The sequence below is a fragment of the Streptomyces neyagawaensis genome, assembly GCF_023516595.1.
Taxonomy (GTDB): domain Bacteria; phylum Actinomycetota; class Actinomycetes; order Streptomycetales; family Streptomycetaceae; genus Streptomyces; species Streptomyces neyagawaensis.
Genome location: NZ_JAMGBG010000034.1, coordinates 103,201 through 124,831 on the forward strand (window position 1 = coordinate 103,201; position 21,631 = coordinate 124,831).

Genomic DNA, 21,631 nt, shown 5'->3' on the forward strand with positions numbered 1-21,631 from the left:
CCGGCCATGGCGCTCACGCTCTACGTCGACACCGCGCGCTGGCGGGCACACCACAAGCACGTTCAGGAGCAGTTCCCGGGACTCGTCCCCGTCTGCAAGGGCAACGGCTACGGCTTCGGGCACGAGAAGCTGGCGGAAGAAGCCACGCGCCTCGGCGCGGACGTCCTCGCCGTCGGCACGACGTACGAGGCGGCCCGGATCAAGGACTGGTTCAGCGGTGACCTGCTGGTGCTGACGCCGTACCGACGGGCCGAGGAGCCCGTCCCCCTGCCCGACCGCGTGATCCGTTCCGTGTCGTCGGTCGACGGCGTGTACGGCCTCGTGGGCGCCCGCGTGGTCATCGAGGTCATGTCCTCGATGAAGCGGCACGGTGTGAGCGAGCAGGAACTGCCCCAGCTCCACGCCGCCATAGAGAACGTGCGCCTGGAGGGCTTCGCCATCCACCTGCCACTGGACCGCACCGACGGCTCCGACGCCGTCGAGGAGGTCATCGGCTGGATGGACCGCCTGCGTGCGGCCCGTCTGCCGCTGCACACGATGTTCGTCAGCCACCTCAAGGCCGAGGACCTCGCCCGGCTGCAGCAGCAGTTCCCGCAGACTCGCTTCCGCGCCCGGATCGGCACCCGGCTGTGGCTGGGGGACCACGAGGCCACCGAGTACCGCGGAGCAGTCCTGGACGTCACGCGCGTCTCCAAGGGCGACCGCTTCGGCTACCGGCAGCAGAAGGCGGCCTCGGACGGCTACCTGGTGGTCGTGGCGGGCGGCACGTCGCACGGGGTGGGGCTGGAGGCTCCCAAGGCCCTGCACGGCGTCATGCCGCGTGCCAAGGGGGTCGCCCGAGCCGGCCTCGCGACGGTCAACCGGAACCTTTCTCCGTTCGTCTGGGGCGGCAAGCAGCGTTGGTTCGCGGAGCCGCCGCACATGCAGGTGTCGATCCTCTTCGTGCCCGCGGACGCCCCTGAGCCGCAGGTCGGCGAGGAGTTGGTGGCCCATCTCCGGCACACCACCACTCAGTTCGACCGGATCGTCGACCGCTGAGCCACGCCGCCCGGCCGCCACATGGTGCCGGGTGGGACCGCAAGCCGCATCCATGTGAAAGGCCGTGCACGGGGTTCCCGCGCACGGCCTTTCGTGTGCCTCACCTGCCGTGTTCGCTCAGGGCGAACGGTCCGTGGAGTCCTGGCTGCCCCACTCCACAAGGGGGCCGTCGAAGTGTGCCGCGTGCCGCGGGGGACGGGCGGCGGCACCGTACACATGCACGTCTTCCGCGCCGTCCAGCACGCCGCCGGACGGGTCGTCGTCTCCGGCGCGGCGCACCATGTCCCGCTCCGGCATGAAGATGTCGCGTACCACGATGACGCACAGGTACAGCGTTCCCAGCAGATGGGCCATGATCGCCACGTGGTAGCCCTCGGGGGGCAGTCCCTTATGGGCCTCTCCGCTCGTCGTGTACGCGAGATACAGCCAGATCCCCAGGTAGTACACGACCTCGCACGCCTGCCAGATGAGGAAGTCGCGCCACCGGGGACGGGCCAGCGCGGCCAACGGCACCAGCCAGAGCACGTACTGCGGTGAGTAGACCTTGTTGGTGAGGATGAAGGCCGCCACGATCAGGAAGGCCAGCTGGGCGAAGCGCGGACGCCGTGGTGCGGTCAGCGCCAGTGCGGTGATGCCGCCGCAGATGAGGAGCATGGCGATCATCGCGTACGCGTTCGCCGTCTCGGGGGTGATCTGGATGTTCGTCCGCTGCGAGATGACGAGGAAGGCCGAGCCGAAGTCGACGCCTCGTTCCTGGCTGAAGCGGTAGAACTTCGCCCAACCGTCGGGCGCCAGGAGCATCACGGGGAGGTTCACGGCGAGCCAGGCGCCGACCGCGCCGAGGAGTGCGGTCCCGAACTCGCGCCACTTGCCCGCTCGCCAGCACAGGACGAAAAGCGGGCCGAGCAGCAGGAACGGGTAGAACTTGGCGGCCGTGGCAAGCCCGATCAGCACACCGAATGCCAGGGGGCGCTGACGCGACCACATCAGCATCGCGGCCGCCAGCAGGGCCACGGCGAGCAGATCCCAGTTGATGGTCGCCGTCAGAGCGAACGCCGGCGCCAAGGCCACCAGAAGGCCGTCCCAGGGGCGCCGGCGATGGATGCGGGCGGAGCACACGGCGATGACCGCCGCGCAGGCCATCAGCATGCCCGCGTTGACCATCCAGTACCACTGCTCTTGTTCCTGGATGGTGCCGCTGCCCGGGGTGAGCCACGCGGCGACCTCCATGAAGACACCGGTCAGCACCGGGTACTCGAGGTACTCCATGTCGCCGGGGATCTTGTCGAAGTACGGCACCAGCCCGTCGGCGAAGCCGCGCCCCTGATAGAGGTGGGGGATGTCCGAGTAGCAGGCGTGGGTGTACTGGGAGCTGGCCCCGAAGAACCAGGCGCCGTCGTAGCAGGGCAGCTTCTGCACCATGCCCAGCGCGAACATGCCGATCGCGACGAGGGCGACGACCCGGACCGGGCTCCACCAAGACGTCCCGAGCAGTGCACGTCGCCCGATGGGGCCGCCGATCAGCTCACTGCCGGCCGCAGCGACCTCGTCCTCCTTGGTCGGCCGCACCGGCTCCGGCTCGTCCACGCTCATTCGCGTCGTCTCCGCACTGGGCATGCCGCACATCCTGCCGTACGTGCCAGGGACTACGTCGAGGACCGCCGCATCCAGCTGTCCGGGATGGTCTGTGTTTCACGTGAAACAGCCTCTTGAGCGCTCGCTCTCGTGCCCCGCACATGAGAAGGGCCGCCGCACCTCAGCGGTGCGGCGGCCCTTGTTTCACGTGAAACACCCTCTACCGGGACGAAGAGCTATCCGGCGGGTCCTCCGAAGAGCCCCCCGTTCTGATTGCCTCTTGTGTTGTCCTCCGGTTCACTCGGGGTTGGTGTCACCCCGCCGTCCGTTCCACCGGTGTCCGTGCCCCCTGTGTCCGTACCGCCGGTGTCCTGACAGGTCGGGTCGAACGGGTTCTTGCAGGGCTTGTCGCTGGGCGTCGGCGACGGAACGACGGGCTCGCTCTGGGACGGCGACGGCGACGGCTCCGGGCTCTCCTCCGGGCTCTCTTCCACCGAGGGAGTCGGCGTCGGGTCCGGGTCGTCGTTGACGATCACACCGATGGGCTGCGGCTCCGGGAACGCCTTCGGAGGCACGTTCTTGAGCGCGTCCTCCATGTAGTCGTGCCAGATCTCCGCCGGGAACGAGGCACCATGGATCGTCTTCTGACCACCCGTGCCGTACATCTCCAAGAACGTGCGGTTCTTGTTGGATTCGTCGTCGTCCATGCGGTACATGCTGATCGCCGTCGACAACTGCGGGGTGTACCCGACGAACCAGGCCGACTTGTTGCCGTCGGTGGTACCGGTCTTGCCGGCCACCTCGCGGCCGGCCAGCTGGGCCGAGGTACCGGTTCCCTTGTCGACGACGGTCTTGAGGACGTCCGTGACGTTGTCTGCGACGTCCGCGGTGAAGGCCTCCTTGGGGGAGGCAATTTCTTCGTGGTCGAACTTCGTCAGGCCCTCGTACTCGACCTTGCTCACGGAGAACGGGTCGTTCTGCTTGCCGCTGGCGGCGAAGGTCGCGTACGAGCCCGCCATACGGATGGCGCTGGGGTCGGAGATACCGATCGAGAACGAGGGGAAACTGGTGCCCGTGAGGCTGTCCTTCTTGAGGCCCGCCTCGATGGCCGCTTCCTTCACCCGGTTGAGACCGACGTCCATACCCAGCTGGACGAAGGCAGAGTTCGCCGACACCCGCATCGCCTCACGCAGGTCGATCTGGTACTTCGGCGGGCTACCGTACGACTCGTCGCCGTCGTTGGCCTGGAGCCACTCCTTGCCCTCTTCGTTGGTCCAGACGGTGCCGTCGTAGTCCCTGATCTTGAGGTTGTTCTTGCCGCTGTAGAGGCTCTTCGGCGAGACGATGGTGCGTTCGTCCTGTGCCTGCTCCGGATCCAGATCGGCGTCGCGCTTGCCCCACGTCATGGCTGCCGCCAGGACGAAGGGTTTGAACGTCGAACCGACCTGCGCGCCGGTCACGTCGGCGTTGTTGGTGAAGTGCTTGGTGGCGTCCTCACCGCCGTAGATCGCCTCGATGGCACCCGACTTCGGATTCACCGACGCCCCGCCGAACTGCACATGGGTGTCCGTCTCCGGCCGCAGCTTGGGCTTGATGTGCTCCTTGCGCACCTTCTTCACGGCCGCCTCGAGTTCCTTGACCTTGTTCTTGTCGAAGGTCGTGTGGATCTCGTAGCCGCCCCGCTCGAGGGCCTTCGGCGTGATGTCGGTGTTGTTGAGGATGTAGCCCTTGGCCGTGTCGACGAGGTAGCCGATCTGCCCGCCCAGCTGGGCGTTGGACCTTGGCCGCTCGATCTCGGGGAAGTCCTTGTACTTGGCCCGCGTGCCCGGCGAGAGGCGCTTGTCCTTGACCATCTCATCGAGGATCCATCCCCAGCGCTCCGTGGCCCGCTTGGTGTTCGCCTCGGGCGTGGCTGCTGGGTCGATCGAGGTTGCTCCGGCCGGGTCGTAGTACGTCGCACCCTTGAGGACGGCGGCGAGGAAGGCGCACTGGCTCGGGTTGAGCTTCTCGGCGTCCTCGCCGAAGTACGTGCGGGCGGCCGCCTGAAGGCCGTAGGCGCCACGGCCGAAGTAGGCCGTGTTCAGGTAGCCGCGCATGATGTCTTCCTTCTCGACGGAGGCGCCCACCTTCACCGAGATGAAGAGTTCCTTCACCTTCCGGGAGAGGGTCTGCGACTGGTCGTCGAGCATGGCGTTCTTGACATACTGCTGGGTGATGGTCGATCCACCCTGCGTCTGGCCGCCCTTGGCCATGTTGACGACGGCGCGGGCGATACCCATGGGGTCGACGCCGCTGTCCGTCTCGAACGTCTTGTTCTCGGCCGACATGACCGCGTAGCGCATCGCCTTGGGGATCTTCTCGTAGGCGATGATCTGGCGGTTGACCTCACCACCCGTCGCGACCATCTGCGTGCCGTCGGACCAGTAATAGACGTTGTTCTGCGCCGTCGCGGCCTCGGCCGGGTTGGGCACCGCGACGACGGCGTACCCGATACCGGCGGCCGCCACGAGGCATCCGAAGAACCCGATGAAGAGCGCCGTCACCTGGCGCCAGGACGGCACCCATCGCATGGCCCCGTACTTGCCGGCGCGCGGATAGTCGATGAAGCGCTTCTTGCCGGGAGGAGCGGGCCGTCCCCGGCCCCGACCCGGTCCGCGTCCGGCGGGCTCGGCCGCTCTCCGGCGGCTGCCACCGGTACCGGTACTTCTCTGCGCTGCCCGGCGGGCCGCTGCGCGTCCCTCGTAAAGGGAGTCATCACCTCCCGCCCCATAGGTCTCGGAAAGTGACCCATTGGTGCCCCGCGGTGCAGCGCGGCGGCCGGAGGGCGCCGATTGGCCGCGCCTGGCCGCGGCACGTCCGCCTCCCTGCGGCTGCGGCGGTTTGCGACGGTGCTCGCTCATCGAACGACTACTCCTCGGGCAGGCGCACCCGTGCGCGCCTGGAAACGGCGGCTGGTTTCCGGTCCCCCCGAAGTACGGATGCGGTCGTGTTGGCATTCATCCGTACCGCACCCAGGACCACGACGTGCTCTAACGTCACTCGCTTCCCGGTGGTGTGCATGCCGCACAGACTACGCACCGTCAAAACCTACTGAGCACCGAACTTCACCCCAAATCCGGCAACTTGCTTCGTACCAATCAGTGATGTGACCCCGTTCACCGTGCCCCCACTTGTCGCATACGTAGGGGCGTTCTATCGTCGTGATGTATCGAGTCGATACATCAGCTCGACATAGTGGGTGTCGGGACGGCCAGCAGGAGAGGGGAGGCGACGATGAGCCGGCGCTCCGGGATCCTCGAGTTCGCCGTACTCGGCCTGCTGCGCGAAGCCCCCATGCACGGCTATGAGCTGCGCAAACGACTCAACACCTCACTGGGTGTGTTCCGCGCCTTCAGCTACGGGACGCTCTACCCCTGCCTCAAGACGCTGGTCGCGAGCGGCTGGTTGATCGAGGAGTCGGGGGGTGCTCAGGACGACGCTCCCGCCGCCCTCACGGGCCGCCGCGCCAAGATCGTCTACAGGTTGACGGCGGAAGGCAAGGAGCACTTCGAGGAACTGCTCTCGCAGACGGGTCCAGACGCATACGAGGACGAGCACTTCGCCGCTCGCTTCGCGTTCTTCGGACAGACCTCCCGCGATGTGCGCATGCGCGTCCTGGAGGGCCGACGCAGCCGTTTGGAGGAACGGCTGGAGAAAATGCGTGCCTCCTTGGCACGCACGCGCGAGCGCCTCGACGACTACACCCTTGAGCTCCAGCGCCACGGGATGGAGTCCGTGGAGCGCGAGGTGCGCTGGCTGAACGAGCTCATCGAAAGCGAGCGGGCGGGCCGTGATCTGAAGGGTCCCGCCCATGGAGAGCCCGCTCGCGACACCACAGAGGGAGCGCCGGGCGCCCTGCCCCGGCCCGGGGACACCCCCGGTCCGGATGCGCCCGGCGACACCGCCACGTGAGGTCCCTGCCAGGACCTCACTCGTACACACAGGGAGCAACCGGAATGGGTTCGGTTCGCGTAGCCATCGTCGGCGTGGGCAACTGCGCCGCGTCGCTGGTGCAGGGAGTCGAGTACTACAAGGACGCCGACCCGGCGTCCAAGGTCCCCGGCCTCATGCACGTGCAGTTCGGTGACTACCACGTCCGAGACGTGGAGTTCGTCGCGGCCTTCGACGTCGACGCGAAGAAGGTCGGCCTCGACCTCGCGGACGCCATCGGCGCCTCCGAGAACAACACCATCAAGATCTGCGACGTGCCGAGCACCGGCGTCACCGTCCAGCGCGGCCACACCCTCGACGGTCTCGGCAAGTACTACCGCGAGACCATCGAGGAGTCCGCCGAGGCCCCGGTCGACATCGTCCAGGTCCTCAAGGACAAGCAGGTCGACGTCCTCGTCTGCTACCTGCCCGTCGGCTCCGAGGACGCGGCGAAGTTCTACGCCCAGTGCGCCATCGACGCCAAGGTCGCTTTCGTCAACGCCCTGCCGGTCTTCATCGCCGGCACCAAGGAGTGGGCGGACAAGTTCACCGAGGCGGGCGTCCCGATCGTCGGTGACGACATCAAGTCGCAGGTCGGTGCCACCATCACGCACCGCGTCATGGCGAAGCTGTTCGAGGACCGGGGCGTCGTCCTGGACCGCACCATGCAGCTGAACGTCGGCGGCAACATGGACTTCAAGAACATGCTCGAGCGCGACCGCCTCGAGTCCAAGAAGATCTCCAAGACCCAGGCCGTCACCTCCCAGATCCCCGACCGGGAGCTCGGCGAGAAGAACGTCCACATCGGCCCGTCCGACTACGTGGCCTGGCTCGACGACCGCAAGTGGGCCTACGTCCGTCTCGAGGGCCGTGCCTTCGGTGACGTCCCGCTGAACCTGGAGTACAAGCTCGAGGTCTGGGACTCCCCGAACTCCGCCGGCGTCATCATCGACGCCCTGCGCGCCGCGAAGATCGCCAAGGACCGCGGTATCGGCGGCCCGATCCTGTCGGCGTCGTCGTACTTCATGAAGTCGCCGCCGGTGCAGTACTTCGACGACGAGGCGCGGGAGAACGTCGAGAAGTTCATCAAGGGCGAGGTCGAGCGCTGACGGAACGAGGCGCGACGCGCTAAGTCCACTCGCTCTTCGGGTCGTTGAGGGTCCCCGGGTCGTACACCCGGGGACCCTCCCCGTATGTGAGGCTGTGCCCCATGGCTGTCGTACGAGACCTGCGGGTGCTCCTGCGCTTCCGGGACTTCCGGCGTCTGCTCGCCGTACGACTGCTCTCCCAGGGAGCGGACGGGGTCTACCAGGTCGCGCTCGCCACCTACGTCGTCTTCTCCCCGGAGAAGCAGACGTCGGCCGCGGCGATCGCCTCGGCCATGGCCGTCCTGCTCCTCCCCTACTCCCTCGTCGGGCCCTTCGCCGGTGTCCTGCTGGACCGCTGGCGGCGCCGTCAGGTGCTGCTCCACGGCAATCTGCTCCGCGCACTGCTCGCGTCGGTGACGGCCGTCCTGATCCTGATCCACGTCCCGGACTGGCTCTTCTACGTCTCCGCGCTCTGCGTCACGGCGGTCAACCGCTTCGTGCTGGCCGGACTCTCCGCCTCACTGCCCCGTGTGGTCGACGCCGACCGCCTGGTGGTCGCCAACTCCCTCTCTCCCACCGCCGGCACGCTCGCCGCTACAGCGGGCGGTGGACTCGCCTTCGTCGTGCGGCTGCTGGGCTCGGACTCGGATGCCGTGGTGGTCCTCCTCGGCTCGGCGCTGTATCTGTGCGCGGCCCTCGCCTCGCTGCGCCTCGCCCGGGATCTCCTCGGCCCGGACCCCGCGTGGGTGCAGACGCGGTTGGGTGTCGCGATCGCCGGCACGGCACGGGGACTGGTGGCGGGCGTACGACATCTCGTCGCGCCGGGGCGACGGGCGGCGGCGTGGGCGCTCGCGTCGATGACGATGATGCGGTTCTGCTACGGCGCCCTCACGGTCATGGTGCTGATGCTGTGCCGGTACGCCTGGTCGTCATCGCCCTCAGGAGCGGCTGACTCGGAGGAGGGGCTCGCCCTGCTCGGACTCGCCGTGGGGATCTCGGGGGCCGGGTTCTTCACTGCGGCCGTGCTGACGCCCTGGGCGGCCGGACGTCTGGGGCCGGCCCTCTGGATCGTGACGTGCGCCGCGACCGCCGCCGTACTGGAACCCGCTCTCGGCCTGCCCTTCACGGAGCGCCCCATGCTGGTCGCCGCGTTCGTCCTGGGGCTCGTCACTCAGGGAGCGAAGATCTCGACGGACACGATTGTGCAGTCAGCCGTCGACGACGGCTACCGCGGCCGTGTCTTCTCGCTCTACGACGTTCTCTTCAACGTGGCGTTCGTCGGCGCCGCGGCCGTGGCCTCGCTGATGCTCCCTCCCGACGGCCGCTCCGTCGCCCTGGTGCTCACGGTGGCGGTGATCTATGGAGCCGTCGCCCTGGGCATGGCGCGCTTCGGGATGGCGAAGCAGTCGCACCAGAACGGTCCGCGCACGCTGACCTGAGCCCGGTGTTTCACGTGAAACATCACTCCGGTCAGCGGAGTGGCAGCCGGCGACCTCGCCCCCGGCACAACGGTGCGGCGCGATGTTTCACGTGAAACATCGCGCCGTAGCTGAGGCAGGCCCCCGGAAACCTAGGGCATCTGAGCCCACCACTCCTTGAGCGCCGCCACCGCCTCGTCATGCTCCATCGGCCCGTTCTCCAGCCGCAGCTCCAGCAGGAACTTGTAGGCCTGCCCGATGACCGGGCCCGGGCCGACGCCCAGGATCTCCATGATCTGGTTGCCGTCGAGGTCCGGACGGATGGCGTCCAGCTCCTCCTGCTCCTGAAGCTGGGCGATGCGCTCCTCCAGACCGTCGTACGCACGGGACAGCGCACTCGCCTTGCGCTTGTTCCGCGTGGTGCAGTCGGAACGAGTCAGCTTGTGGAGGCGATCGAGGAGCGGACCCGCGTCGCGGACGTAGCGGCGGACGGCGGAGTCCGTCCACTCGCCGGTGCCGTACCCGTGGAAGCGCAGATGGAGCTCGACCAGACGCGAGACGTCCTTGATGAGGTCATTGGAGTACTTGAGGGCCGTCATGCGCTTCTTGGTCATCTTGGCCCCGACCACCTCGTGGTGGTGGAAGGAGACCCGGCCATCCGTCTCGAAGCGCCGGGTGCGGGGCTTGCCGATGTCATGCAGCAGCGCGGCGAGACGGAGGGTGAGGTCGGGCCCGTGCTCCTCGAGCGCGATCGCCTGTTCCAGGACGATCAGCGTGTGGTCGTAGACGTCCTTGTGCCGGTGGTGTTCGTCACGCTCCAGCCGCAGCGCGGGAAGCTCGGGCAGGACGTTCCGGGCGAGACCGGTGTCCACCAGCAAGGTCAGGCCCGTGCGGGGGTGTGCGGAGAGGATCAGCTTGTTCAGCTCGTCCCGGACCCGCTCCGCGGACACGATCTCGATCCGGCCGGCCATGTCGGTCATCGCCGAGACGACCTCCGGCGCAACCTCGAAGTCGAGCTGCGCGGCGAATCGAGCGGCTCTCATCATGCGCAGCGGGTCGTCGGAGAAGGACTCCTCCGGCGTGCCGGGGGTGCGCAGCACTCGCGCCGCGAGATCCTCGAGCCCGCCGTGCGGGTCGATGAACTCCTTCTCCGGCAGCGCCACCGCCATCGCGTTGACGGTGAAGTCACGCCGCACGAGGTCTTCCTCGATGGAGTCGCCGTACGACACCTCCGGCTTGCGGGAGGTCCGGTCGTAGGCCTCCGACCGGTACGTCGTGACCTCGATCTGGTAGCCGTCCTTCTGGGCCCCCACCGTGCCGAAGGCGATCCCGACCTCCCAGACGGCGTCGGCCCAAGGGCGCACGATCTTCAGCACGTCCTCGGGGCGGGCGTCCGTCGTGAAGTCCAGGTCGTTGCCGAGCCGACCGAGCAGCGCGTCCCTGACCGAGCCGCCGACCAGAGCCAGCGAGAACCCCGCCTCCTGGAAGCGGCGGGCAAGATCATCGGCGACAGGGGCGACGCGCAGCAGTTCACTCACCGCGCGGCGCTGCACCTGGCTCAGGGCACTGGGCTGTTCGTTGGCGTTCGGCACAACAGAAAAGGGTACGTGGCCACCGTGGCGGTGGTCGCCTTCATTGAACGTGCACAACGGTTTCGCGTAGATGACCCCACCCCCAGCCCCTTTGATACGTGTACATACAGGGACAGCCCGGTCTCACCGCCCGTTCTTGTGGCACGGACCGCGGCACTTCACCTCGGCGCGCATCGTTACCATGCGTGGACGCACATTCCGACGACCACTGACGACGACGAGGACGGGCGAGCGCGTGGCCGAGGCGGCAGACTTCCAGGGGACCAGTCCCTCACCTGCCCGCCGCTGGCTGCTGCGTACAGGGGCGCTGATCGCCGGGGCGCCGCTGCTGGCCGGTCTGCTCCAGCTCTCCGCCCCTCCGGCGGCTCTGGCGGCGCCGAAGGCCGCGCCGGCAGATGCCACGGGGACGAACACCGTCGCTGTCTCGCTCGACTCGCTCAGCCCCAGCGCGCCCACCGACGGCGACACGGTCACCGTTTCCGGCACGGTGACCAACAGGGGCAAGCAGACGATCACGGACGCCCATGTGGGCCTGCGGGTGGGCTCGTCTCCCCTCACGACCCGTTCCTCCATCGACAGCGCGGCCAAGCGCAACGGCTTCGACCAGTTCGTCGACGGGACGGAGGTCGGCGGGAAGTACGTGGAGAAGTTCTCCAAGCTCGCTTCCGGCGTGGCCCAGCCCTTCACCATCTCGGTGCCCGTCAAGAAGCTGGACCTCGGCGCGGACGGCGTCTACCAGCTCGGTGTCTCCCTCTCGGGCCAGACCTCCGCGGCCCGGTACGAACAGGTCCTCGGCATCCAGCGCACGTTCCTCCCGTGGCACCCCGACGAGGCGGACACCAAGACAAAGACCACGTACCTCTGGCCGCTGATCTCCACCAGCCACCTCACGGCCGAGACCGGGCCCGGAGAGCGCCAGACGCCCACGTTTCTCAACGACGACCTGGCCAAGGAGATCTCCGCGGGCGGGCGCCTGGACCAGATGCTGGCATTGGGCAAGGATCTCGACGTCACCTGGGTGATCGACCCCGACCTGCTGGCGTCCGTGGTCGCGATGACCGAGACCTACAGCGTCCGGAGCGGTAGCACGACCGTCCCGGGCAGGAGCCAGGCGGTCGCCAACGCGTGGCTGGCGGAACTCGAGACCGCGGTCCAGGGCAAGGAAGTGGTCGGGCTCCCCTTCGCCGACCCCGATCTGGCGTCGCTGGCACAGAACGGCAAGACCGTCACGGGCTCCCTCAGCCGCCTCAAGGACGCCACCGACGTCGCCGCGGACACTGTCGAGAACATCCTCCACGTGGAGCCGAACACCGAGTTCGCATGGCCCGTGAACGGCGCTGTGGACTCGTCCATCATCAAGGTCGCCACCTCGGCGGGCGCCGACAAGGTGATCGCCCGCAGCGACAGCCTTCAGGAGAATCGCGGCCTGTCCTACACGCCCACCGCCGCCCGCCCCATCGGTGGCGGCACCACGGCCGTTGTCGCGGACGCCCAGCTGTCCACGGCGTTCCAGGGCGACATGACCAAGGCCGAGAGCTCCACGCTGGCGGTGCAGAGGTTCCTCGCCCAAAGCCTGATGACGAACCTGCAGACCGACAAGCAGCGCAGCATCGTGGTCGCCCCGCAGCGCATGCCCTCGGCCAGCCAGGCCCAGACGATGGCACAGGCCCTGACGACGCTCCAGGACGGTACCTGGTCTCAGTTCCAGGACCTGTCCGCGGCCGCCGAGGCGAAACCCGACCCGAACGCCAGCACCAGGATCCCTTCCGCCTCGGCATACCCCAAGTCGCTGCGCAAGCAGGCACTGCCGAAGTCGGCGTTCGAGGAGATCCACGGCACCCAGAGCGACCTCGACCGCTTCAAGGTGATCCTCAACCGCCAGTCGCGCGTGGTCACGCCCTTCGGCCGGACCATGGACCGGGAGATGTCCACGTCGTGGCGGGGTCACGCCGCGGACGCGAGGGCCTACCGGGACGGCGTCCAGTCCTACCTGGACACGCTCACCAGCCAGGTCCGGCTGATCGAGAAGTCCGAGACGAAGCTCTCGGGTCGCAGTGCCACGATCCCCGTGACCGTGCAGAACAACCTCGTGCAAGGCGTCGACAACCTGACGCTGCGCCTCACGTCACAGCTTCCGAAGCGCCTGAAGATCGGCGACGACGACTATTACGAACAGTCCATCGACATCTCGGGCGGACACAGCGAGTCCGTGAAGTTCACCACCAACGCCGAGGCCAACGGCAAGGTCGACGTCGTCGCCCAGCTCTACACGAAGGACGGCCAGAAGTACGGCTCCCCGGTCGTCTTCACCGTGAGCGTCACCGAGATCACCCCCACGGTGATGCTCGTCATCGCCGGCGGCGTCCTGCTCCTCGTCCTCGCCGGGTTCCGGATGTACACCCAGCGCAAGCGCGCCGCCGCCCGCCAGGCGGCGGAGGACACCTCGCAGGACGAGTCGGCGGACAACACTTCTCCGGGCGAGGAAGCGAACACCGAGGCGGCCTCGGTCGTACACACTGACGGAGTCGTACACACTGACGAAGGGGATTCCTCGGCCGAGCCCGTGGCAGACGCGCCGGAGCACCCGAGTGACCCGGCCACGGACACCGCATCGGAAAACACCGACCGGTCCGGAACGGGTGAGAGAGTGGACCGTTGAGCGATTGTCGTGGCCCGTGGGCCCGGGGACGATGAGGTGGGGTAACCATGAACGCGCCGTACGACGGTGACCGCGGCCAGGGCGCGGCCGACTCGGGCTACCCCGACGGCTCGCTGCCCGGTTCGGCCCCGGTGCCGCCGCAGCCTCCCGCGGACATGTACCTCCAGGATGCCTACGACCAGGACCCCTACCGCGCGCGGGATCTGTCCGCTCAGGACCCGGTGGCCGAGGCGCTCTACGACCGCGCCGCGCACCCTCCGCCGCCTCCGGGTGCCCACCAGCCGCAGCAGCCGCCGCCGCAGCCGCTCTACGGGCAGCCCGCGCCGTCGCAGTACGCCCCCGACCCGCGGGTATGGGCCCAGACCCCCGCGCCCGAACCGGACGGTCCGTCCCGGCATCTGCCGTACGGCGACAACGCCCGGACGACCCAGTTCGTGGGGGTGGACGACCTGGTCACGCAGGCCGGCGAGGAGCGCCACGAACCCGACGCGTTCGCCCACCTCTTCCGTGACCAGCAGCAGGGCGGCAACGGCCCCGTGGGGCAACCCTCCGTGCCCGGCCCGACCCCCGCTCCGGCCCCGGGTCCGGGCCGTCCGCAGCACGAGGAGCCCGCACAGGCCCCCGCGGCCGCGCCGGCCCCGAAGAAGGGCGGGCGGGCCTCAGGTCTGCTGAAGTCGAGCGCCGTGATGGCGGCGGGCACCATGGTCTCGCGCCTCACCGGCTTCATCCGCTCGGCGATGATCGTCTCGGCGCTGGGCCTGGCCCTGCTCGGCGACGCCTTCCAGGTGGCCTACCAGCTACCGACCATGATCTACATCCTGACCGTCGGCGGCGGCCTGAACTCCGTCTTCGTGCCGCAGCTCGTGCGTGCGATGAAGGACGACGACGATGGCGGCGAGGCGTACGCCAACCGCCTGCTGACCCTCGTCATGGTGGTCCTCGGCCTTCTCACGGCGCTCGCGATGTTCGCAGCCCCGCTCCTGGTGCGGGCGCTGTCCGTGGGAGTCGCCGACAACCCCGCGGCCAACGAGACCGCCGTGACGTTCACCCGGTACTTCCTGCCGTCCATCTTCTTCATGGGCGTCCACGTGGTGATGGGGCAGATCCTCAACGCCCGCGGCCGGTTCGGCGCGATGATGTGGACGCCGGTCCTCAACAACATCGTCATCATCGTCACCCTCGGCGCGTTCCTGTGGGTCTACGGCAGCGCGGCCGACTCCCGGATGACCGTCGACAACATCCCGCCGGAGGGCGTGCGTCTGCTCGGTGTGGGCATCCTGCTCGGCCTCGTCGTCCAGGCCCTCGCGATGATTCCCTACCTGCGGGAGACCGGGTTCCGGCTCCGGCTCCGCTTCGACTGGAAGGGCCACGGCCTCGGCAAGGCCGCGATGCTCGCCAAATGGACGATCCTCTTCGTCCTCGCCAACCAGGCCGGCGCTCTGGTGGTGACTCAGCTGGCCACCTCCGCGGGCATCCACTCCGACGTCAAGGGCACCGGTTTCGCGTCCTACGCCAACGCCCAGCTGATCTGGGGGCTGCCGCAGGCCATCATCACCGTGTCCCTCATGGCGGCCCTCCTCCCGCGCATCTCGCGGTCGGCGGCCGAGGACGACGCGGGAGCCGTCCGGGACGACATCTCACAGGGCCTGCGCACGACGGCCGTCGCCATCGTGCCGATCGCTTTCGGGTTCCTCGCGCTGGGCATCCCCATGTGCACCCTGATCTTCGGTTCTTCCGGCACGGTCGAGGCCACCAACATGGGCTTCATGCTGATGGCCTTCGGCCTCGGCCTGATCCCGTACTCCGTGCAGTACGTCGTCCTGCGCGCCTTCTACGCGTACGAGGACACGCGGACGCCGTTCTACAACACGGTCATCGTGGCCGCCGTCAATGCCGGGGCCTCCGCGATCTGCTTCTTCGTGATCCCGGCCCGCTGGGCGGTGGTCGGTATGGCGGCCTCGTACGGCCTCGCCTACATGATCGGTGTGGGCGTCGCCTGGCGGCGGCTGAAGAAGCGGCTGGGCGGTGACCTGGACGGCTCCAGGGTGATGCGGACGTACGCACGGCTGTCCATCGCATCGCTGCCCGCGGCGCTGGTCAGCGGCGCGGCCTGCTACGGGATCAGCCGGAGTCTGGGACAGGGCGTCGGCGGCTCGATGCTCGCCCTCGTCGGGGGAGGAATCGTTCTGCTCGGTGTCTTCTACGTCGCCGCACGGCGCATGCGCATCGAAGAGCTCAACTCGATGGTCGGTATGGTCCGGGGACGACTGGGGCGCTGAGACGGGGTTAGGCGCACAACCATCGTCCGTCGTCGCGTGTCGCTCATAGCGGCGGACTGTGGGCACAATTGGCTTTGGCGTCGCAGAGCGCGCAACGGATGGGGAGGCAGGAACGACGGTGGCGGAACGGAGCACGGCTGCCGTCGACGTGGCAGACAACAGCGGCGACGAGCCGCTGACCGCGCAGGCGGACCAGTCCACGGCCGACGGGGAGGCCCAGAACCGGGAGCGGGACACGGACAGCTCGGCGAGCGAAGAGGCACAGGGAAGCGGCGGCACCGAGAGCCCTTCCAGGACGACACCGCCCGAACTGCACAGCGGTCACAAGCTCGCCAGGCGCTACCGCCTCGAAGAGTGCGTCACCCGTCTGGACGGTTTCAGCAGTTGGCGTGCCGTGGACGAGAAACTGCGGCGTGCGGTCGGAGTTCACGTCCTGCCGGCCGACCACACGCGCGCCCGCGCCGTGCTGGCGGCGGCGCGTTCCTCGGCGCTGCTGGGTGACCCCCGCTTCGTCCAGGTACTGGACGCCGTGGAGGAGAACGACCTCGTGTACGTGGTGCACGAGTGGCTTCCCGACGCCACGGAACTGACGACGCTTCTCGCTTCCGGTCCGCTGGAACCGCATGACGCGTACCAGATGGTCACGCAGGTCTCGCACGCCATGGCCGCCGCGCACCGTGAGGGCCTGTCCCACCTCCGGCTCAACCCGAGCGCTGTTCTGCGCTCCGCCGCCGGGCAGTGGCGCATCCGCGGCCTCGCGGTGAACGCGGCGCTGCGCGGTATCAGCTCCGACACGCCGCAGCGCACGGACACGGAGGCGATCGGCGCGCTGCTCTACGCGTCGCTCACCCAGCGCTGGCCGTACGAGAACGACGCGCACGGCTTGTCCGGGCTGCCGAAGGGCGTGGGGCTGATCGCTCCCGACCAGGTGCGGGCAGGTGTCCACCGTGGTCTGTCGGAGCTCTCCATGCGTGCGCTCGCCAACGACGGCGCCACCGCCTCGCGGCACGAGTCTCCGTGCACGACGCCGGAGGAGCTGGTGAAGGCGATCGGTGAGATGCCCCGCATCCGCCCGCCGGAGTCGGCGTTCACCGCCCCGCCCGACTACCAGCGCACGACGTACCAGCAGGGCACGTACGGCCGTCCGTCGCCCCATCCGGGCGCCACGCAGCCCATCCCGACCCCGCCGCCGCCGCTCCAGAGCCGTACCGGCAAGGCCCTGAAGTGGGCGGTGTCGGCGCTGCTGATCGCCGCGCTCGGCCTGGGCAGCTGGCAGCTGGCGGACGCCCTCATGGAGCGCGGCGACCGGTCCAACGACACGGACACGGGCCAGACGACGGACAACGACAAGGGCGACAACACGGCCAAGCCGCTCCGCAAGCTCGGCATCAGCGGCGCTGCGGAGTACTACCCGGACGGGAAGCCGCAGCACGCCGACGACGTGGATCTGACTTACGACAAGAGCGGTTCCACGTACTGGCGGACGTACTCCTTCAACGACGGCCCCACCCTGGCGCCCTACAAGCAGGGTGTCGGCATCGTCTACGACCTGGGCTCCGCCCAGGAGGTGTCAGCCGCGTCAATAGGGCTGTACTACACGGGGGACCACACATCGGCCACGCTCTACGCGGCCGACTCCCTCTCGTCGTCCGCCCCCCTCGATTCGATGACGAAGATCGCCTCGAGCACGACCAGCGGCGCCAACCTGAAGATCTCCGCCAAGAAGCCGGTGAAGACCCGGTACGTTCTGGTCTGGCTCACCGCCGTGCCCAAGTCGGCGCCCGACCAGTTCAGTGGCGCCGGCTACAAGCAGGCGATCACCGACGTGAAGTTCATGGGCTGAGAGTTCTTAGAGGAAGGGGGTCCGATGGCGCCAGTCGCTGACCACAGCGGGACGAGCGATCAGGACCTCCTGGCCCAGCATGTCGGGGGCGACCCCGATGCCTTCGCGGAGCTCGTACGGCGCCACCGGGATCGGCTGTGGGCGGTGGCGCTGCGGACCCTGGGAGACCGCGAGGAGGCCGCTGACGCCGTCCAGGACGCGCTGGTTTCCGCCTATCGGGCCGCGCATACCTTCCGGGGTCAGTCGGCCGTCACGACCTGGCTGCACCGCATCACGGTGAACGCCTGCCTGGACCGCGCCCGCAAGGCCGCCTCGCGCAAGACCTCCCCGGTCGACGACACCGAGCGGCTGGAGCAGCTCCTGGAGCCGCACGAGTCGGCATCCGCTCCCGCCGAGCGCAACGACGTCCACCGCGAGCTCCTGGAAGCCCTGGGAAAACTGCCGCAGGACCAGCGGGCGGCCCTCGTTCTGGTGGACATGCAGGGCTATCCGGTGGCGGAGGCCGCACGGATCCTCGATGTCCCGACCGGGACGGTGAAAAGCCGCTGTGCCCGTGGCAGAGCCAGACTTCTGCCGCTGCTGACCCACCTCCGCGGCGACGGTGAGAGTGACAGCGGCGAAAAGTCGGGGCGCGGAAGGAACCGGACGCAGGGGACATCCGTCCCACCCGCAGCGGGACCACATGATGCAGGACCAAGCGATGCAGCTGCTGTGAAGGGCGGAGGTGGGCGAGCGTGACATCCACGACCGACACAGCCGGACATCCGGACGTCGAGGAGATCTCCGACCTCACCGAAGGTCTTCTTCCGCCGTCCCGCACCGAGGGCGTCCGACAGCACCTGGACGAATGCTCGCTCTGCGCCGATGTGTATGCCTCGCTGGAGGAGATCCGCGGCATGCTCGGCACCCTGCCGGGCCCTCCGCGCATGCCCGACGACGTGGCGGGACGGATCGATGCGGCTCTGGCTGCTGAGGCCTTGCTGAGCGCCACCACGCCCGACCCGGAGATCGAAGAGACCTCGGCAGCGTCCGACTCCTCTGGCACGACGGGTACCACGTCGCGGGCGGACGGTGGTGTTCATGTTTCACGTGAAACATCGACGGCGACGGATCGTCCCGCCGGTCACGGCCGGGGGCCCACGGGCCCGGGCCGCTCCACACCCAAGCGACGCGCTCGCCGCATCCGGATTCTCGCCGCGGTCTTCGCGACCGCCACTCTGGGGCTCGGTGTACTGCTCGTCCAGTCGATGGACGACAGCGGCTCCGGTGACGGCCCTCCTAGCGCTCAGAGTCCGGCCTCCGACGTGTTCTCCGGCGTCGAGCTGCAGAAGCGCGTGGACGATCTCCTCGGCGGCCAAACGACGAAGGAAGCACAGGGCGGGGACTCGGTCGGCGCCAATACAGCGCCCGGCGATCCGGAGCGCTTCAACTCGAACCCCACCACGAAGCTCACGAAAGATGTGCCCCCTTGTGTCGCCAAGGGCATCGGCGACGTGACCGGGGCCATCGCATCAGAACCCGGGACCTATGAGAAGGCGGACGCCTATCTCGTCCTGTTGCCCGTCCCGAAGGACGCTTCGCACGTCACGGCCTATGTCGTCGACGCCTCCTGCGTGGGCAAGGCCTCGGCACCCGCCGGAGAGGTTCTGCTGAAGGAGACGTACGCCCGCCCCTGAGGACCGTGCGCCGCGCCACCCCTGGCATCCCTGTGCGGTGTCACGTCTCCGTGTGCCCGGACACACCGGGAATGCACGCCCCTTAGGATCCGTTGGGTGGGGTGAGAGTTCCGAGAGCAGCTCCCACCGGCAGTACGCAGCACTCTCCAGAGACGAGGAATCAAGCCGTGAGCGACGTCCGTAACGTGATCATCATCGGCTCCGGGCCCGCCGGCTACACGGCAGCGCTCTACACCGCGCGCGCATCGTTGAAGCCGCTGGTGTTCGAGGGGGCCGTCACCGCAGGCGGCGCGCTCATGAACACCACCGACGTGGAGAACTTTCCCGGCTTCCGGGACGGCATCATGGGCCCCGACCTCATGGACAACATGAGGGCCCAGGCCGAGCGCTTCGGTGCCGAGCTCGTTCCGGACGACGTCGTCGCCGTCGACCTGACCGGTGAGATCAAGACGGTGACGGACACCGCGGGCACCGTGCACCGCGCCAAGGCCGTCATCGTCACCACGGGCTCGCAGCACCGCAAGCTCGGGCTGCCCAACGAGGACGCCCTCTCCGGGCGCGGCGTCTCCTGGTGTGCCACCTGTGACGGGTTCTTCTTCAAGGACCAGGACATCGCCGTGATCGGTGGCGGTGACACCGCCATGGAGGAGGCCACCTTCCTCTCCCGCTTCGCGAAGTCCGTGACCGTCGTCCACCGCCGGGACACGCTGCGCGCCTCCAAGGCGATGCAGGAGCGTGCGTTCGCCGACCCGAAGATCTCCTTCATCTGGGACAGCGAGGTGGCGGAGATCCAGGGCGACCAGAAGCTCGCCGCGCTGAAGCTGCGCAACCTCAAGACGGGTGAGACGTCCGACCTGCCGGTGACGGGCCTGTTCATCGCGATCGGCCACGACCCGCGCACGGAACTCTTCAAGGGTCAGCTCGACCTGGACGACGAGGGCTACCTGAAGGTCGCCTCCCCGTCGACCCGGACGAACCTGACCGGTGTCTTCGGCGCCGGCGATGTCGTCGACCACACCTACCGCCAGGCGATCACCGCGGCCGGCACCGGCTGCTCCGCCGCCCTCGACGCCGAGCGCTTCCTCGCCGCCCTCGCGGACGGCGAGCAGACTGCCGAGCCCGAGAAGTCCACTGTCTGACCCCCGTCCGCCCCACCGCACCAACCAGTTAGGAGCCCGCCGTGGCCGGCACCCTGAAGAATGTGACCGACGACTCCTTCGAGCAGGACGTCCTGAAGAACGACAAGCCCGTCCTGGTGGACTTCTGGGCCGCGTGGTGTGGCCCGTGCCGCCAGATCGCGCCGTCCCTCGAAGCGATCGCCCAGGAGTACGGCGACAAGATCGAGATCGTCAAGCTCAACATCGACGAGAACCCGGCCACGGCAGCCAAGTACGGCGTCATGTCCATCCCGACCCTGAACGTCTACCAGGGCGGCGAGGTCGCCAAGACCATCGTCGGCGCCAAGCCGAAGGCCGCGATCGTGCGTGACCTCGAGGACTTCATCGCCCAGTAGATGGCACCGCCGCAAGGTGGCACCGCCGTCGCTCGGCGACGATGTTTCACGTGAAACATGAAGGGGCCGATCCCGTCGGGGTCGGCCCCTTCGCTTGCACAGGCTCGCCTTTCGCCTGCACGCGCCCCCGTTCGGTCGCTCTCAGAGCGGCCGCAGGGCTGGCTCCTTCTGGACCGCTCCCAGAAGCCGGTCGAGCGCCAACTCGACGTCCTCCTTCCAGGAGAGCGTCGTCCGCAGCTCCAACCGGAGCCGAGGGTAAGCGGGATGAGGACGGACCGTCTTGAAGCCCACGGCGGTCAGATGGTCGGCGGGCAGCACACAGGCCGGTTCCTTCCAGCGTGCGTCACCGAATGCCTCGATCGCCTTGAAGCCTCGCCGCAGGAGGTCCTTGGCCACCGTCTGCACCATCACCCGACCGAGCCCCTGCCCCTGAAAGCCGGGCACGATGTAGGCGGTCATCAACTGAACCGCGTCCGGTGAGACCGGGCTTGTCGGGAACGCCGTCGAGCGCGGCACATAGGCCGGCGGTGCGTAGAGCACGAACCCCGCAGGGATGTCGTCCACATAGACGACTCGCCCGCAGGACCCCCAGTCCAGAAGAACGGCGGAGATCCAGGCTTCCTTCTCCAGTGCGGGAGTACCGGCCTTTAGCGCTGCCTCACCGCTGACGGGGTCCAACTCCCAGAAGACGCACGAGCGGCAGCGCGTGGGAAGGTCCTGAAGGTTGTCCAGCGTGAGCGGTACGAGCCGACGCCCCATGAAGGCTGTTCCTCGCTTCCTACGCCCGCAGCGTCGCGAGCGGCTGTCAGAGCGCTTCGCTCCCTGAGCAGGCTGCCGACGAATCCGCCGATCGCACCCAGCCCCAGGCCGGCGGTCAGCAGACCGGAACGGCTCACGGTTCGCATTGCCCCCGCCTCCCATAAAGGTGCCACAAGGTGGATGCGCCCTACCTCACCGCATCGTATCGACGATGTGATTGCC

Annotated in this window: 15 protein-coding genes; 11 read left to right on the plus strand and 4 right to left on the minus strand. The window is 68.3% G+C overall.

The window, feature by feature from the left end; all coding sequences use genetic code 11:
* Positions 1-6 precede the first annotated feature (6 nt).
* Complete coding sequence (locus tag M8J73_RS17360) at positions 7-1,038, plus strand: alanine racemase (RefSeq protein WP_055537162.1); 1,032 nt, start codon at positions 7-9, stop codon at positions 1,036-1,038.
* Positions 1,039-1,155: 117 nt separating this feature from the next.
* On the opposite strand, the gene M8J73_RS17365 is transcribed toward M8J73_RS17360, so the two are convergent.
* Together M8J73_RS17365 and M8J73_RS17370 are read right to left on the minus strand one after the other, a co-directional pair.
* The gene (locus tag M8J73_RS17365; protein ID WP_055537161.1) at positions 1,156-2,655 is read right to left on the minus strand and encodes a glycosyltransferase family 87 protein; all 1,500 of its coding nucleotides are present in this window, start codon (positions 2,653-2,655) and stop codon (positions 1,156-1,158) included.
* Positions 2,656-2,849: 194 nt separating this feature from the next.
* Entirely contained in the window at positions 2,850-5,513 is a 2,664-nt protein-coding gene (locus tag M8J73_RS17370) for a transglycosylase domain-containing protein (RefSeq protein WP_206187761.1), read from the minus strand.
* A 373-nt stretch (positions 5,514-5,886) separates the two neighbouring features.
* On the opposite strand from M8J73_RS17370, the gene M8J73_RS17375 reads away from it, so the two are divergent.
* From M8J73_RS17375 to M8J73_RS17385, 3 genes are all read left to right on the plus strand, one after another.
* Positions 5,887-6,564: a PadR family transcriptional regulator gene (locus M8J73_RS17375; RefSeq protein WP_055537159.1), complete on the plus strand. Its 678-nt coding sequence runs from the start codon at positions 5,887-5,889 to the stop codon at positions 6,562-6,564.
* Between the two features lie 44 nt (positions 6,565-6,608).
* Positions 6,609-7,691 (plus strand): inositol-3-phosphate synthase, encoded by a 1,083-nt coding sequence (locus M8J73_RS17380; RefSeq protein WP_055537158.1) that lies wholly within the window; start codon positions 6,609-6,611, stop codon positions 7,689-7,691.
* 101 nt (positions 7,692-7,792) lie between these two features.
* Positions 7,793-9,109 (plus strand): MFS transporter, encoded by a 1,317-nt coding sequence (locus M8J73_RS17385; RefSeq protein WP_055537157.1) that lies wholly within the window; start codon positions 7,793-7,795, stop codon positions 9,107-9,109.
* A 131-nt stretch (positions 9,110-9,240) separates the two neighbouring features.
* Here the strand turns inward: M8J73_RS17385 and M8J73_RS17390 are convergent, their stop codons facing one another.
* Entirely contained in the window at positions 9,241-10,680 is a 1,440-nt protein-coding gene (locus M8J73_RS17390; protein WP_055537156.1) for a CCA tRNA nucleotidyltransferase, read from the minus strand.
* Between the two features lie 235 nt (positions 10,681-10,915).
* On the opposite strand from M8J73_RS17390, the gene M8J73_RS17395 reads away from it, so the two are divergent.
* From M8J73_RS17395 to trxA, 7 genes are all read left to right on the plus strand, one after another.
* Positions 10,916-13,339: a DUF6049 family protein gene (locus M8J73_RS17395; RefSeq protein ID WP_055537155.1), complete on the plus strand. Its 2,424-nt coding sequence runs from the start codon at positions 10,916-10,918 to the stop codon at positions 13,337-13,339.
* A gap of 47 nt (positions 13,340-13,386) precedes the next feature.
* Positions 13,387-15,618, plus strand: a complete 2,232-nt coding sequence (murJ, locus tag M8J73_RS17400; RefSeq protein ID WP_055537154.1) for a murein biosynthesis integral membrane protein MurJ — start codon at positions 13,387-13,389, stop codon at positions 15,616-15,618.
* 118 nt (positions 15,619-15,736) lie between these two features.
* Positions 15,737-17,461 carry a protein kinase family protein gene (locus M8J73_RS17405; RefSeq protein ID WP_055537153.1) on the plus strand — a complete coding sequence of 575 codons (1,725 nt, stop codon included), beginning with the start codon at positions 15,737-15,739 and terminating at the stop codon, positions 17,459-17,461.
* Positions 17,462-17,485: 24 nt separating this feature from the next.
* Positions 17,486-18,199 carry an RNA polymerase sigma factor SigM gene (gene sigM / locus M8J73_RS17410; RefSeq protein ID WP_055537152.1) on the plus strand — a complete coding sequence of 238 codons (714 nt, stop codon included), beginning with the start codon at positions 17,486-17,488 and terminating at the stop codon, positions 18,197-18,199.
* Positions 18,196-19,137, plus strand: a complete 942-nt coding sequence (locus M8J73_RS17415; protein ID WP_055537151.1) for an anti-sigma factor family protein — start codon at positions 18,196-18,198, stop codon at positions 19,135-19,137. Before sigM ends, M8J73_RS17415 begins: the two co-directional genes overlap by 4 nt.
* Before the next feature lie 167 nt (positions 19,138-19,304).
* Positions 19,305-20,276, plus strand: a complete 972-nt coding sequence (trxB, locus tag M8J73_RS17420; RefSeq protein ID WP_055537150.1) for a thioredoxin-disulfide reductase — start codon at positions 19,305-19,307, stop codon at positions 20,274-20,276.
* Between the two features lie 41 nt (positions 20,277-20,317).
* On the plus strand, positions 20,318-20,650 hold the full coding sequence (trxA, locus tag M8J73_RS17425; RefSeq protein ID WP_055537149.1) for a thioredoxin: 333 nt from the start codon (positions 20,318-20,320) through the stop codon (positions 20,648-20,650).
* Positions 20,651-20,791: 141 nt separating this feature from the next.
* Here the strand turns inward: trxA and M8J73_RS17430 are convergent, their stop codons facing one another.
* The gene (locus M8J73_RS17430; protein ID WP_055537148.1) at positions 20,792-21,409 is read right to left on the minus strand and encodes a GNAT family N-acetyltransferase; all 618 of its coding nucleotides are present in this window, start codon (positions 21,407-21,409) and stop codon (positions 20,792-20,794) included.
* Between the last annotated feature and the right edge of the window lie 222 nt (positions 21,410-21,631).

Coding starts and splice junctions, on each gene's coding strand:
- murJ (WP_055537154.1), top strand. CDS start 13,387: ATGAACGCGCCGTACGACGGTGACCGCGGCCAGGGCGCGGCCGACTCG.
- M8J73_RS17365 (WP_055537161.1), bottom strand. CDS start 2,655: ATGCCCAGTGCGGAGACGACGCGAATGAGCGTGGACGAGCCGGAGCCG.
- M8J73_RS17370 (WP_206187761.1), bottom strand. CDS start 5,513: ATGAGCGAGCACCGTCGCAAACCGCCGCAGCCGCAGGGAGGCGGACGT.
- M8J73_RS17360 (WP_055537162.1), top strand. CDS start 7: ATGGCGCTCACGCTCTACGTCGACACCGCGCGCTGGCGGGCACACCAC.
- sigM (WP_055537152.1), top strand. CDS start 17,486: ATGGCGCCAGTCGCTGACCACAGCGGGACGAGCGATCAGGACCTCCTG.
- M8J73_RS17380 (WP_055537158.1), top strand. CDS start 6,609: ATGGGTTCGGTTCGCGTAGCCATCGTCGGCGTGGGCAACTGCGCCGCG.
- M8J73_RS17375 (WP_055537159.1), top strand. CDS start 5,887: ATGAGCCGGCGCTCCGGGATCCTCGAGTTCGCCGTACTCGGCCTGCTG.
- M8J73_RS17385 (WP_055537157.1), top strand. CDS start 7,793: ATGGCTGTCGTACGAGACCTGCGGGTGCTCCTGCGCTTCCGGGACTTC.
- M8J73_RS17430 (WP_055537148.1), bottom strand. CDS start 21,409: ATGGGGCGTCGGCTCGTACCGCTCACGCTGGACAACCTTCAGGACCTT.